The 12845-nt window shown below is 49.6% G+C and carries 11 protein-coding genes; 5 read left to right on the top strand and 6 right to left on the bottom strand.

Annotation, left to right across the window (positions count from 1 at the left end):
- Window positions 1–89: 89 nt before the first annotated feature.
- A complete protein-coding gene (gene recF, locus QVO99_RS11055; protein WP_022317677.1) occupies window positions 90–1184 on the bottom strand; it encodes a DNA replication/repair protein RecF in 1095 nt (364 codons plus the stop codon).
- 259 nt (window positions 1185–1443) lie between these two features.
- Here recF and QVO99_RS11050 point away from each other — a divergent pair, with 259 nt between their 5' ends.
- The 3 genes from QVO99_RS11050 (at window position 1444) to QVO99_RS11040 (ending at window position 3604) form a co-directional block, all read left to right on the top strand.
- Window positions 1444–2145 (top strand): tetratricopeptide repeat protein, encoded by a 702-nt coding sequence (locus QVO99_RS11050; protein ID WP_022317676.1) that lies wholly within the window; start codon window positions 1444–1446, stop codon window positions 2143–2145.
- Window positions 2145–2621, top strand: coding sequence for a 6,7-dimethyl-8-ribityllumazine synthase (gene ribH / locus QVO99_RS11045; RefSeq protein ID WP_022317675.1), 477 nt, complete (start codon window positions 2145–2147; stop codon window positions 2619–2621). Before QVO99_RS11050 ends, ribH begins: the two co-directional genes overlap by 1 nt.
- Before the next feature lie 227 nt (window positions 2622–2848).
- Window positions 2849–3604 carry an exodeoxyribonuclease III gene (locus tag QVO99_RS11040; protein WP_197070923.1) on the top strand — a complete coding sequence of 252 codons (756 nt, stop codon included), beginning with the start codon at window positions 2849–2851 and terminating at the stop codon, window positions 3602–3604.
- Between the two features lie 320 nt (window positions 3605–3924).
- Here QVO99_RS11040 and QVO99_RS11035 read toward each other — a convergent pair whose 3' ends face one another.
- Window positions 3925–4479, bottom strand: a complete 555-nt coding sequence (locus QVO99_RS11035; protein WP_288177253.1) for a DUF4738 domain-containing protein — start codon at window positions 4477–4479, stop codon at window positions 3925–3927.
- 210 nt (window positions 4480–4689) lie between these two features.
- Between QVO99_RS11035 and QVO99_RS11030 the strand changes: the two genes are divergently transcribed.
- The gene (locus QVO99_RS11030) at window positions 4690–5373 is read left to right on the top strand and encodes a DUF4230 domain-containing protein (RefSeq protein ID WP_022317672.1); all 684 of its coding nucleotides are present in this window, start codon (window positions 4690–4692) and stop codon (window positions 5371–5373) included.
- A 12-nt stretch (window positions 5374–5385) separates the two neighbouring features.
- Window positions 5386–5997, top strand: coding sequence for a DUF4230 domain-containing protein (locus tag QVO99_RS11025; protein WP_022317671.1), 612 nt, complete (start codon window positions 5386–5388; stop codon window positions 5995–5997).
- A 301-nt stretch (window positions 5998–6298) separates the two neighbouring features.
- Here the strand turns inward: QVO99_RS11025 and QVO99_RS11020 are convergent, their stop codons facing one another.
- The 4 genes from QVO99_RS11020 to QVO99_RS11005 all read right to left on the bottom strand — a co-directional run bounded on the left by QVO99_RS11020 (window position 6299) and on the right by QVO99_RS11005 (window position 12593).
- Window positions 6299–6724, bottom strand: a complete 426-nt coding sequence (locus QVO99_RS11020) for an META domain-containing protein (RefSeq protein WP_022317670.1) — start codon at window positions 6722–6724, stop codon at window positions 6299–6301.
- A 127-nt stretch (window positions 6725–6851) separates the two neighbouring features.
- On the bottom strand, window positions 6852–7883 hold the full coding sequence (locus QVO99_RS11015; RefSeq protein WP_022317669.1) for a LacI family DNA-binding transcriptional regulator: 1032 nt from the start codon (window positions 7881–7883) through the stop codon (window positions 6852–6854).
- A 766-nt stretch (window positions 7884–8649) separates the two neighbouring features.
- Window positions 8650–9738 carry a helix-turn-helix domain-containing protein gene (locus QVO99_RS11010; protein ID WP_022317668.1) on the bottom strand — a complete coding sequence of 363 codons (1089 nt, stop codon included), beginning with the start codon at window positions 9736–9738 and terminating at the stop codon, window positions 8650–8652.
- A gap of 599 nt (window positions 9739–10337) precedes the next feature.
- Entirely contained in the window at window positions 10338–12593 is a 2256-nt protein-coding gene (locus QVO99_RS11005; RefSeq protein WP_022317667.1) for an inorganic phosphate transporter, read from the bottom strand.
- Between the last annotated feature and the right edge of the window lie 252 nt (window positions 12594–12845).

Raw genomic sequence — 12845 nt, 5'->3', positions numbered from 1 at the left:
TCACGTCTGAACATATATTTTTCTCCTTTCCTTTTTTGATTCTTAATCCAATCCCTACAAACAGACCATCCGGCTGTGTATGTGTAGGTCTATACTATCTTTCCCCCCTCCACATTGAATATCCTGTAACTGGAGTCGCATGCTTCGAGAATAGAGTCGAGATGGTCGCGGTTGGTGTCGGTGATGAATATCTGTCCGAACGCCTCACCTGAAACGAGCCTTACTATCTGTTCCACGCGCATGGCGTCGAGCTTGTCGAACACATCATCGAGGAGAAGTATCGGACAGGTCTTCGACACTGTGGCGGAGAGATAGTTGAACTGTGCCAGTTTCAGCGCCACCACGAAGGTCTTGTTCTGCCCCTGACTGCCCTCGCGCTTCATCGGGAAACCATCGAGAAGCATCTCCAGGTCATCCCGGTGTACGCCATGCAGGGAATATCCCACGGCACGGTCTTTCATTCTGTCGCGACGGATAACATCGAGCAGCGGACCGCGCTGACAGTGCGACACATAGTTGAGACTCACCTTCTCCTTGCCGCCGGAGATTCGTGTATGGTAATCCTGAAACTGTGGCAGCAGCTCGCTGACGAAGGCCTTTCGCTTCTCGTATATCAGTTCGCCCTCCTTTGCCATCTGTTCCTCCCAGATGTCGAGCAGTGCGCCGTCTGGTTCTTCTTCCATCTTCAGGAGGGAGTTGCGCTGCTGCAATGCCTTGTTATATCTCGACAGAGCCTGCAGATATGTGGCGTCGGTCTGCGAAATCACCACGTCCATCAAGCGCCTCCGCTCGTCGCTCGCTCCCTCTATGAGATATGTGTCTGAGGGGGAAATCATTATCAGCGGAATGAGTCCGATATGTTCCGACAGCCGCTTGTAGTCTTTCTTGTTGCGGCGGAAACGTTTCTTCACTCCGCGCTTCATGCCGGTATAGATATCCAGTTCGTCGCCATCCTCGTTTTCATACACTCCCTCGATGACACAGAAATCCGAGTCGTGGTTGATTACCGTGGAGTCTACGGAACTGGTGGCACTGCGACAGAAAGAAAGATAATACACGGCATCGAGGAAATTCGTCTTGCCCTCTCCGTTTGAACCGATGAAGCAGTTGATGCCCGGCGAGAGCTGGAGCGATGATTCCTTTATGTTCTTATAGCCGAGAATATTGATGTTCTTTAGATACATGACTTTCTTTCCGGAGTATTTTCTGATTATCAAATTTATTGTCTCACAATCTTTTTCCGTCGTGCCCGCTGCCTCTCGCATGGTCTCCACTAACCTCTGTCAACAGGGCTGGCATGGCGAAAATGATTGTTTTATCACTGCAAAGTTAAAGGTTTATGAGTCAAGAAAGAAAAAAAACAATCATAAATTTCAATATATGAGAATATTTACGTAATTTTGCCACGCTTTATAAATTAGGAATAATAAACAAAATCATAAAATGGCAATATCAGTTGAAAAAAAGGGCGCTGAGAACAATGACAACGCTCTGAACAAGAAAGAGGCTGCCCTCATCAAGAACAGGAAGGCTCTCATCTACGGTGTGTTAGCAATCATCATCATCATCGCTGGCTATCTGGCTTACAAGACTTACTATGCTGAGCCAAGAGAGGACGAGGCAAGCACTGCAATCGCCAAGGGTCAGGATTACTTCGCAAACCAGCAGTTTGACAAGGCTTTCAATGGCGACGGTGCCGGATTCAAGGGTTTCAAGGCCATCACTTCTGACTATAGCGGAACTAAGGCTGGCAATCTGGCTAACCTCTATGCCGGACTCTGCTGCGCGAACCTCGACAAATGGAAAGAGGCTGCGAGCTATCTGGAGAACTATTCTTCTGCCGACGACATGATGATCAGCCCTGCTGCAGTGGCTGCCCTGGGTGACGCTTACGCTCACCTGAACCAGCTCGACAAGGCTGTGGAGTCTTTCAAGAAGGCTGCCAAGATGGCTGACGACGAGGCTGAGGACAACACCAACAACAGTCTCTCTCCTACTTTCCTCATCAAGGCTGGCGAAATCCTTGAGAGCCAGAACAAGAAGGACGAGGCTCTGCAGATCTATCAGGACATAAAGAAGAAGTATGTCAACTCTGCCGCTTATCAGCAGATAGACAAATATATCGAAAGAGCTACAACAAAATAATGGCAACAGCATTACACAACTTGTCTGACTATGAGTTTGACAAGATACCCGACGCGAGCAATATGTGCTTCGGCATCGTAGTGGCTGAGTGGAATCCTGAGATTACGGGCGCACTGCTCAACGGATGTATGAGCACGCTTGAGAAGCATGGCGCTCTGCCTGAAAACATACACGTGAAGACGGTGCCGGGAAGTTTCGAACTTATCTATGGTGCCCACCAGATGACTCTCAACGGCGGATACGACGCCATCATCATCCTGGGAAGCGTGATAAAGGGTGAGACTCCACACTTCGACTACATCTGTCAGGGTGTGACCTACGGTATCGCAAGACTCAACGCCAAGAGCGAGATTCCTGTAATCTACGGATTGCTCACCACACTCGACATGCAGCAGGCGCTCGACAGATGCGGAGGCAAATACGGCAACAAGGGTGACGAATGTGCAATCGACGCCATCAAAATGGCGAAGTTCTAAACAATGCGCTATTGAACGCAATTTTAAATCAGTAATAAAATCATCTATAATCGGGGCGGGCTGCATCAGGTCCGCCCTTATTTATACACAAGTTGACAAGTTGACAAGTTAACGAGTTGACGAGGAGATTAGTACACTGTTTACCAACTAAAAATCCTATTAAGCGAGAGAAATGGGAATGTATTCACATTTCAGAGCGTGAGGATTTTATCAAAAAAAAAAATGCTATTATGAAATTGATATCATGGAACGTCAACGGACTGAGAGCCTGCGTGGGAAAAGGATTCAGCGAAATATTCAAAGAACTCGACGCTGACTTCTTTTGTCTGCAGGAAACGAAGATGCAGGAGGGACAACTCGACATCTGCTTCGAGGGTTACAAGTCGTATTGGAACTATGCCGAAAAGAAGGGATACTCCGGTACGGCGATATTCACCAGACACGAACCGCTGAACGTGTCGTACGGCATAGGAGTGGAGGAACACGACCACGAGGGAAGAGTGATTACGCTGGAGATGCCGGATTTCTTTCTTGTCACCGTTTACGTGCCAAACTCACAGAATGAGCTGCGCCGACTGGACTACCGTATGACATGGGAGGATGACTTTCTGGCTTATATCAAGAAACTGGACGAAAAGAAGCCGGTGATTTTCTGTGGCGACCTGAACGTGGCTCACGAGGAGATTGACTTGAAGAACCCCAAGACAAACCGCCGCAATGCGGGATTCACCGACGAGGAGCGCAACAAGATGACGACGCTGCTCAACAGTGGATTCACCGACACCTTCCGTTTCTTCTATCCTGACCAGAAGGAGATATACTCCTGGTGGTCATACCGCTTCCATGCGAGGGAGAAGAACGCAGGGTGGCGCATCGATTATTTCATCACATCGGCAAGGCTCAACGACCGCCTCGTGGGTGCAAAGATACACACGGAAATATTCGGCTCCGACCACTGTCCGGTGGAGCTGACGATAAGATAATAAGATAAAAGATAATCAGAAAAACGGCATAATCACCGATTGGGGAATAAGCCCCCAGTCACAGTCATTATGCCGTTTTTTATTTTTATCCCAAAGCGGTCATTAGGGCTTGCTTGTATTTTGCTTTTTAGAAGAGTGGATTTTGTTTGGCTTTTAATGAGTAATAGCGAGCTATTGCGAATTAAAAACAGGCAAAAGACACCTTATAAAAAGCAAAAGACTGCAAGCAGTTGTAAAATATGACATTAAACGGCCTAATGACCGATTTGGGTTTATATCTGCTTTATAAAGTTGACGGGCTGGACAGGGACTAAACGCCCTTACACTCCCTCGTCATCGCTTGAACTCTCGCCATTGGTGTCGCTCTGCTTCATAGAGAAGCTGCCGTCGCGGGAGATGGTGATGGAGATTGGGATATAGTCATCGCTGAGCTCATCAGGACATCCCACGCTGCCGAGGAATACGAGTCTTCCGTCTTTCACCTCAAGGAATGCCAGCCCGAGGGCTGTAGACTTGGCGAGATAGGAAGCATCCACGATGTTGGAGTATGCCGCCTTGGTGATTTCGCGCCTTACGAACTCCGAACCGTCGGGTCTGAGAATCGTCAGCATGAAGCGGTTGTCATAATACCGCTTGCCGTTGTCGTCGGTAAACTCATTGTCTGTGGCGCTGCGCTTCACGGTCACCTTATAGGTCTCGCCGCCCCACTCCACCTTTTCTGTGCGCTCAAACTCCGACATCTTCTTCGGACCGCTCTGAACGGGCTTTACAACGGGTTTCGTGGCTATTATATCTTTTGTCTTTTTTTTCTCCTCACACGAGGTGATGCCAAGCAGACAAAGTGCCGCAATGGCGAAAAATACGGTTTTCTTCATTCTTATGTCCTTTTCAAATAAAAGCATACTGCCCACTATCCGGCGTATGCAAGTCACTGTCTGCAAAGGTAATGCAAAAAAACGAGCCAGCGTGAAGTAAAGTCCTAAAAATGCTTTACCTTTGAAAGAATTAGGTACACAAAGCCTCATCAAACGTTTTTTTTCATTAACTTTGCATATATTCGACAATCCAAATAGCATTGAAACGAAATGATGAACAGACTATACTTTAACTTTCTTATTGTCTTTGCAGCACTTGCCGTGGCCGGGTGCTCCCGGAAGCAGACTCCCCGGCAGCAGCCGGAATCTGTTGACACCATACCGATGCTGGTGATGCAGGTGCAGAAGTGTTCGCGCCTGTATACCGCGGAATACAAGATGCACAAGATAATAACCCACGATGACGAAATACGCATGAAGGGCAAGTTCCTCAACCAGGACTACGACGTGGCGCTGCCCATGGGCTCCCGAAAGATCGCCATACCTATCGACGCCACGGTGAAGGCGTATATCGATCTCTCCTCGTTCTCTGAGAAGAACGTCCGCCGCGTCGGAGACAAGATTGACGTCACGCTCCCCGACCCTCGCATCGAGATGACATCGAGCCGCATCAACCACGGCGAGATAAGAAAATATGTGGCTCTGACCCGACAGAATTTCTCCGACAAGGAGATGGCGGGCTATGAACAGCAGGGGCGACAGGCTATCATCAACGACATCCCGCAGACGGGCATCATGGAGATGGCAAAGGAGAGTGCGGCAAGGGTGATGGTGCCTTTCTTCGTGGGAATGGGATTCAACGAGAAGGACATAACGATATCGTTCCGCAAGGATTTCTCCGACAACGAGATAAAGAAAATGATTGTGACCGCAAGTGATGCGGAAAGAAAATAGGAAGGGGATATTATGGACAAGACCGGAAAAAACAAGATAACGCTCACAAAACTGAACATCATGCTATGGGCAGTGGCGGTGATTGCCGTGGTGGTATTGGTGTTTGGCTTCTGCCATACGGCGAAGACTTCATCGGCAAGGCTGGAGGTGGACGACAGGATTGACGTGACGCCTACCATCATAACGTCGATGAAACAGATCGGAGAATGGGAATTCCTCTCCGTAAAAGACGAGGAACTGGTGGACACCATCAAGAGAGGATTCCTGCGCGACGACAAACTGGTGAGGATATACTACGGCAAACTGAGTCTTGGCATCAACATGCATGATGTGTCGCCTCGCTGGATTCGTCAGCAGGGGGACAGTGTGCTGGTGGCGCTGCCGAAGATTGAACTGCTCGACAAGGATTTCATCGACGAGGCGCGGACAAAGGCTTTCATAGAGACGGGCAGCTGGACGGATGCCGACCGCGACTCCCTCTACCACCGTGCCTACGCCAAGATGCTGACGCGCTGCCTCACTGAAGAGAACATCAAAACGGCAAGGGAGAATGCCTCTCTGCAATTCGGAAAGATGCTGAAGGCTCTCGGCATTGAGAAATTCGCCATATCATGGCAGGAGTGAACCACACAAAGCGATGATTAATCCCGAATAGGTCGTTATATTAAACCCGAATCGGTCGTTAGGGCTTGCTTGGATTTTGTTCTTTTAGAAGAGTGGATTTTGTTTGGCTTTTAATGAGTAATAGCGAGCTATTGCGAATTAAAAACAGACAAAAGACGCCTTATAAAAAACAAAAGACTGCAAGCAGTAATTAAAAAATACAATAAACGGCCTAATGACCGATTTGGGTTAAATTATCAGCCCCTCCTTTCTTGCGCAATGCGAAAAGGGAGGGGCTGATTCTATAAGACGGGATTGTCTCTTACTTTCTCTTCTCCAGCAATATCACGGTCTTGCCGCTCTTGTCGGTGAGTGTGAGTTTGCCAGTGCCGTCGAGAGAATACTTGGCTGTCTTTCCGAGAGCGTCGAGCACCTGGCGCTCCACTTCCATGTTGGCGCAGAGCATCCGTGTGCAGCCCATCTGACCGAAGTCGATGCCGCCGTTGCCCTTAACTTTCAGTGTTCCTGTCAGTCTGTTGCATCCCGTACAGCCATACACGTTGTTGTCCTTGGCATCGAAACCCAGGAATGGAGCTTCCTCCACATCTGCCTTGTCCACCTTAGAACCGTTCACTTCCATTATATTCCACTCTCCGTTGAGAGCTGTAGCGTCGCCCACGCTCTTTGTAGAGCCGCACGACATCATCACGGCAGCAGCAAGGGCTGCCAATGCGAAATTTTTCTTCATGTGCTTGAAACTTTTGTTGATTGTAGTTTGTGTAATATCATGACGCGCTCCGGCATGACGATGCTGGGGGCGCGTCACAAATATGAATAATCTTTTTCCTTAAGTAATGCCGCTTGATGTAGCGGTTTTATGACTGCTTGCTATCTTTTATCTTTGCCGAGCTCTCCCTTATCATGAGTTTCATCGGCACCACCTCGTGGTAGCGCTTCGTGTCGCCCTTTATCACTCTCATCAGCAGTTCGCAGGCCAGGGTTCCTGTCTTATGCGACTGGTCTTCTATCGTGGAGAGCTTCGGTGTGACGTATTCAGATGCCTCGGTGTCGGTGAAACCGATTATCGCCACATCCTCCGGAATCCGCAGTCCCAACGACTTTACCGCCGTGAAGGCGGCATAGGTGATGATGTCGTTGAAGGCAAGGATGGCATCGGGGCGGTTTTCCTTCTTCAACAGGCGTATCGTCTGCTGCTGTGCCTGTGCGAAGTTTATCTTGCCGCACACTATGATATCTCTGTCTATCGGTATCTTGTTTGCCTTGAGCGCCTCCAGATATCCGTGCTTGCGCCGCTTCACCATGTCGAGGTGGTTGGGACCTCCGAGAAACGCCACTCTCCTGCTGCCGGTCTTGATGAGATGCTCCGTTGCCTGCTGCGCTGCCTCGTCACCGTTTGCCACCACTTGTGAGAAGAGTTCCGGCATGCAGGTGCGGGCGAAGAACACGAGGGGGATTCCCATCTTGTGTATCTCCTCGAAGTGGGAATAGTCTGTGGTGTCTTGCGACAGACAGGCTATGATTCCTTCCACGTGCATGTTTATGAAGTTGTTGATAGCCTTCTCTTCTTTCAGATAGTCTTCGTGGCTGTTTATAGCCATCACCGAATATCCTTCCTGCGAGGCATAGTCTTCTATTCCGTCGAGTACAGCTGAATAGTAGTGGGTCACGAGATTGGGCACTACCACTCCTATCACCTTCGGTGCTTCGCTTCTGAGGCTCTGTGCGAATGGATTTGGACGATAGTTCAGCTCTTTGGCGAGCTTCTGCACCCGCTCTCTGAGCTCTTCGCCCACTTCATGGCTGTTGCGCAAGGCTCGTGAAACAGTGGCGATGCTGACTCCGAGCTGCGCCGCCAGGTCTTTTAGCGATACTCTATGTTGTTTCATATAAATTCTTTATGATGTAATGAACAAGTCTATACAAAAAAAAACACCGCCTCTGTTGGTGTCATACGCCGGTGATATGATACTACATATAAGTCGTACTATAATCAGTATGCAAATTTAGACATTTTGTTTGATTCTGCAAACGTTTTCGTGTTATTTTATCCCAAAAGGGGTATGACATTGCCACTTTTAGTATTAACTTTGCAGCGTGAATTCAAAAAGAGTAATGAATAGTTGATAATAAGTTAGTTAGAAAACATGTCGGTCGGGTTATGTTGCGAAACATATCCGACCTTTTTTTATACCCTTTTGGCAATCGGATTTGCATGGATTTATGATTGCTGAAGCACCTACATTTTGGGCACATTTTAGACAGCAACCGTGCCCAACCGGGGCAAGCACGTTGCCCAACCGGGGTAAGCACCGTGCCCAACATGGGCAAGCACCGTGCCCAAAATAAGGACAAATATTGTCTTTTTATCAACACAAAATAACCCGACGGCACCGCTGCCGCCGGGCTTCCCTTTTAAATCATCCAAGTATAGATAGTCTCCGGTTGGTATTCTACGTATTTTTTTCAGCTATTGCTGTTACTCGCCAGTAAAAGTCTTTGCGTCTGTCGTATATATGGATAGTTGGTCCTTGTATAAGTATGTCTTAACAACAGCGCAAATTTACAAATTTTCGTCCTTTTCAGAGTGTCAAACGGTAAAAATGGTGTGTCAATGCGTACATAGCATTGATTCAGCGGCATTTACAGTGATCGTCAATTCTGACAATTTGACGTATTGACACTCCGGTACTCCTGCGGACTACAGTTGTTTTTCACCGAAAAGGCGCGGCGGAAGGTGGAAAGGGAGTTGAATCCCGACAATTCCGCCACCACATCCAGGGTGTAGTCTGTGGTAGTGAGCAGATTCTCCGAGTAGGAGATGCGGTAGCCGTTCACAAACTCATAGAAGGTGGTCTGCCTCTCCTTGTTGAAGAAGTTGCTGAGGTATGTTCGGTTGGTGCCCAACTTCTGTGCCAGGTCCACGAGGCGCAGTCGCGGTTCGAGATAAACCTTGTCTACGGTGAAGAGTTTCTCAAGCTGTTCTGAAAGTAGCTTGATGCGTTCGTTGTCGCTTTCTTCCGTCTCTCCGTCGGCAGCAGCAGGGGCAAGGGGCTCGGCGGTTTCGGTCGGCAATGAGTCTATCACTTCTTTTATCACCAGCTCCTGTCTGTTGATGAAGTAGCACACCACCATCCATCCCACGAGCGACGACAATATATATATGGTGTCGATGAGGGTGGAGGGATATATGCAGTCCACCACCCAGATGCAGAGGATTATGAAGAAGAGCAGTGTCACTCCTCTCAGCCAGTGCAGGTTGATGTTCTCCTGATATGAGTATTCGTTCTTGAGCCAGCGGTGATAGCGTGGCAGGTCGTGTGCCACCCAGACGATGCACCACAGGCCATAGGCGAGCGACAACAGCCAGAGGAGCATATAAAAGAGGTCGTTATGCGTCAAGACATAGAGCAGCGACATCACCACGAACGGCACTTCTGTCATCACCATCCACCTCGTCTTTATCCATCCCGGTCGGCACAGTTCCACGAGGATGAAGCCGTATATCGGCACGGCGATGATGTCTACACATGTGGCGATTGCCGACAGCGAGGGGTCGTAGGCGTTGTCGGTGTCTATGATGGCGAGGTCTTTCACATTCTGCAGTGCTATCATCAGCATGATGAAGGCTATCATGTGTTTTGCCCGCCCTCTGGATCGGAACCAGAAGAGCCATGCCATCATCGAATAGAACATGATGGCCATTCCGTATGTGATGAAAAGGTATTTCCAGTCGCCTGTCATGGTATGGTTATTGGGGATTGACTTTATGACTTGCAAATATAATACTTTTCCGCTGATTTACGTGCTAATTGACTTAAGAAAAATACTTGTTATAACTCCGCATTCCCACCTAGCCTCCCCCGTAGGGGAGGGACAGATACTCTGATTATGGATAATCCTTTGATAATCAAACGGTCAAGTGTAACCGTCCCTCCCCTACGGGGGAGGTTAGGTGGGGGCTAAAGTCAATAGCCGAAGTAACTTATTCCTTCCCTTGGGGAAGGTCAGGATGGGTTTGAGGCTAGGTGGGGGCTAAAGTCAAATAGCCGAAGTAACCGTCCCTCCCATACGGGGGAGGGACAGATACTCTGATTATGAATAATTCTTTGACAATCAAACAGTCAAGAGTAACCGTCCCTCCCCTTCGGGGGAGGTTAGGTGGGGGCTGACATCAGAAGCAGAGTAACCTGTTCCTTCCCTTTGGGAAGGTCTGGATGGGTTGACCTTTTGGGAAAGGTCTGGATGGATCTTAGGCCTAGATGGGGCTGAGGTCTGGATGTGTCTGAGGCTTGCCCTTGGGAAAGGGTAGAACAAACATCCTTACCTACTCCTCACATTCCTCACACTTTATCCTCTTCCAGGAACTTGCGTGCTGCCCTCAGCTGATGGCGCATGATGCTTATCAGCTCCTGGCTCTCCTGCAGCATGTTCAGATAGAGCATCGACACCTTCAGGTTTTGGGCGGCGTTGACATCCTGCTGCATACGGTTGATATGGCGGTCGCGGAGTGCCGACAGCTCGTCTTTACACTCGTCGCCGATGGTCAGCGTCTCGCGGTAGAGGTCGTAGCGGTTTGTCGATATCATCTGCTCCGTGTGACTCATCAGCTCGTTGATGCGGCGGCGGACCTCCTCAAACTCGTCGATATACTCCTTTGGCATCGGCTGGAAGTTGTTGTCGAGATGCTCCTTTATCGGGTCGAGCATACGGCGCAGGCAGTACATATACTGCTGGTTGCAGTTCACTCCCAGATGGAACCACGTGTTGCGCTCCAATGCTATGCGCTCCGGAATGCGGCGCATGGCGAGGAATTCCTGTCGGCGTAGCTTCTTCAGCGTTTCGCGCTCGCTGTTCACCTCTCTGTAGCTCACCTTGAGTTCCTTGAGTCTTTCGTTGCTCACACCGTCCACGATTTTGTTGAACACATCACAGGTGAAGCGTGTCACGAAGCTCTGTGTGCGTCCCACATGCTTGCGCAGCAGGTCCCATACGATATCCTTGTCTTTCGTGCGCATCATCAGGTTGAAAATATCATCCTTCTTGTCCTCGGAACTCTTCTTCTTGTATGCCTGACCGCTACGCCAGAGCAGATAGATGTCGAGCACCATGAAGGCTATCATCACCACGAATCCTCCGAAATGCATCATCGTGCAAACCAATGCACAGGCGGCGAAGGCTACTCCTGCAGTGACGAACCATCCACCGATTACCGACAGCACTCCGGTGACGCGGAACACAGCACTGTCGCGGCTCCATGCCTTGTCGGCGAGCGATGTTCCCATTGCCACCATGAAGGTGACATAGGTGGTGGAGAGCGGCAGTTTGTAGTTCGTTCCGATGATGATGAGCATGGCGGCGAGCACGAGGTTCACGGCGGCTCTCACTTCATCGAAGGCTGCTCCCTGGGCGAGCTCCATTTCTTCTTTGTTGAATCTGCTGTCAATCCATTTCGTCGAAGAGCTTGGCATGATTTTCGAGAGTCCGTTGCCCATATCCTGCACGGCGCGCACGAGGGAGCGGGCTACTTTTGATGATCCGAACATCTCGTCGCCTTCGTCCTGACGGCTCAGGTCTACGCTGGTCTTCACCACATTCTGTGCTTTCTTTGATGTCGCCATCGCAACGATCATTATTATTCCTGCCAGCACCAGATATATCAGCGGACTCTTTGCCGAGGTCATCAGCGAGGTCATCATGAAGGCATTGGGGTCGCCGTTGCCGTTTGCCATGAAGTCCTGCATGGAGGCGAGACCGGCGAGGGGCACTCCGATGAAGTTCACGAGGTCGTTGCCGGCGAAAGCCATTGCCAGGGCGAAGGTTCCGAGCAGCACTATTATCTTGAAAACATTCACGCGCAGCAGATAGAGTATCTCGTTGAGGATGGTGGAAGCCACAAACACGGCGAGAAGCAGCATCTGGGTGTTGTCATTTATCCAGTTTTTTGTGGCGTCGCTGATGAACGGCGAACCGCCGAGTCCCTTGATGAAGATGAAGTATGCGAGGGCTGTGAATGCTATACCGCCGAAGATGGCGATGCTATAGCGCAGGTGTTTCTTGTATCTGAAGGTGAAGACGAGTCGCGAGAGCCACATCACGGCGGTACCGAAGAAGAAGGCTATCGCCACCGACACGAAGATGGCTATGATGACGCTCAGCGCCTTGCTGGAGTTCATCAGGTCAGTAATCATGAGCGACGGGTCGGCGTTCATCTTGAAGAGTGCCAGGATGAAGGTGGCACCGAGAAGCTCGAAGACGAGCGACACGGTGGTGGAGGTTGGCATGCCGAGGGTGTTGAAGATGTCGAGCACCACCACGTCGGTAACCATCACCGCCAGCAATATCGTCATCACCTCGGCGAAGGTGTAGTTGGCGGGGTGCATGATGCCATGGCGTGCCACGTCCATCATTCCGGCGCTCATCACCGCTCCGATGAGGACTCCTGCCGACGCTACAACAAGGACAGTCCTGAAGCGTGCCACCTTGGCACCTATGGCTGACTGCAGGAAGTTCACAGCGTCGTTGCTCACTCCCACAAACAAGTCGAACACTGCCAGCAAGAGCAGGAATGCGACTATCACAAAGTAGATTGTTTCCATAATTAATATATTTATCCGCTTGCAAAATTACTTTGGCAATATTACAAGCAGTTTAAACAGATATTACATTTCTGTTACAACGGCGATTTTTTCCTGTATTGTTCCGACGGTCTTCTCGCCCTGCCTGTCTGCAAGTTTTCTCTTTTTGGAAGTAATATGCGGATTGATAATGGGCAAACCTGATGTTTTTTTAGAAGGAATATGTAGTTTTGAACTGTAGGGAAACAACTAATATAACTCCGCATACTGATT

It is taken from the genome of Prevotella sp. CAG:592, assembly GCF_000436015.1.
GTDB classification, from domain to species: Bacteria; Bacteroidota; Bacteroidia; order Bacteroidales; family Bacteroidaceae; genus Prevotella; species Prevotella pectinovora.
Note: the sequence above shows the minus strand (reverse complement) of the source record. Positions and strands in the feature narration are given on the sequence as shown.